At 43.0% G+C, this 1,291-nt stretch carries 1 protein-coding gene; it reads right to left on the bottom strand.

What is annotated here, in order from left to right:
• On the bottom strand, window positions 1–1,291 hold a 1,291-nt coding region (locus tag ACJRPK_RS17445; RefSeq protein WP_407141672.1), incomplete at both ends, for a SprB repeat-containing protein.

The raw sequence follows: 1,291 nt of genomic DNA, 5'->3' as shown, positions 1-1,291 counted from the left end.
TCACTGATGGTTACAATACGTTCTAAAAAGGGATTGATCAGTGCACACAGATTTTCATCGATAATATTCAGAGTATATACTCCGCGACTTAAATCATCCACTGTAACGCCTGTACTATTATGAGGAATGTTCTCTAGCACTCTTTGAAAAGCAGGATCTCCCTCTTTAAGAAGATCGAGGGTATAGGTACCGGTTCCCCCCAGAATATCAAAAGTCATACTTCCTGAGGCTTGTCCGATACAGCGAGCTTCCTCCAGCGTGATGTTTTGAATAAAGAAAGGTTGCGGTTGTATAATCTCGATTTCGGTTGACAACACCACAGGATTGGTATTCTGCGGATCTTCCGTATTATCAGCAAGCCGTACTTGATACATGCCACCGGAAAGCATGGTTGCCTCAAATGTTTGCGTTTCATCAAGGAGTACTGGGGCTCCATAGGCTTCAAAGACGTCTAGTTCGTTTTTACGCATTAGTTGATACTCATAAGGCGGAATCCCTCCGATAGCTTTGGCGCTAATCGTACCATCATCATTAGTGTCGTCATTATCCCCACAGATCACATCGGTTTTAAGTAGGGTATCAAAAACTAGTGGTGGAGGCTCACTTACAATAAATTCGGAGCTTTCAGTACATCCCTTCCCATCGGTAATATCGAGCGTATAGGTTGCCGCAGGTAAATCTTCAAGATAGATCTCAAAAGTATTCATATCCGGATTAGATGCAGTTGCAGGCGGGATAGTAACCACAGGATCACTACGCCAGCTGTACGTATACGTAGGTCCGCTACTCACGGGTGTGCCGCCTTGTACAGTTGCAATGATAGCTCCATTAGCACGTCCTGCATAGGTAGCATCCTTGGTGGATCCGTTTATAACAATAGGAGTAGCGGGACTGATGGTTTCTGTTAAGGTTTTTACAGATTTATCAGGATTTTTAGCAACACACCCTCCGTTGTTAGGAGCGTAATATTTATCCCTAACTTTAATGGCATACGTTCCTACTTCTTTTGGAACTGTTGTACTTCCGGAAAACTCAATCCAAGGTTCATCATCGATTTGATATTCGTACGGAGTATTTCCTCCAGAGGCGTTAATAGTGATTGTACCAAATTGAGATTCACCTTGAGCTGCTGCACATGGAATATCAGTACTTGATGTTGTAAAAGAAACCGGATCGGGTGATGAGATCCTAAAGATTGGGGACACTTCAGGCTCTGCAGAAGAATTTGTCTGGAATTGTACCCGATACCTTCCGATATTCAAAGAATTGGGCCAGGTATAATAATATTTAC

It is taken from the genome of Aquimarina sp. 2-A2 (assembly GCF_045505135.1).
GTDB classification, from domain to species: domain Bacteria; phylum Bacteroidota; class Bacteroidia; order Flavobacteriales; family Flavobacteriaceae; genus Aquimarina; species Aquimarina intermedia.
The sequence above is the reverse complement of the archived record's forward strand: the minus strand, read 5'-3'. Positions and strand labels throughout refer to the sequence as shown.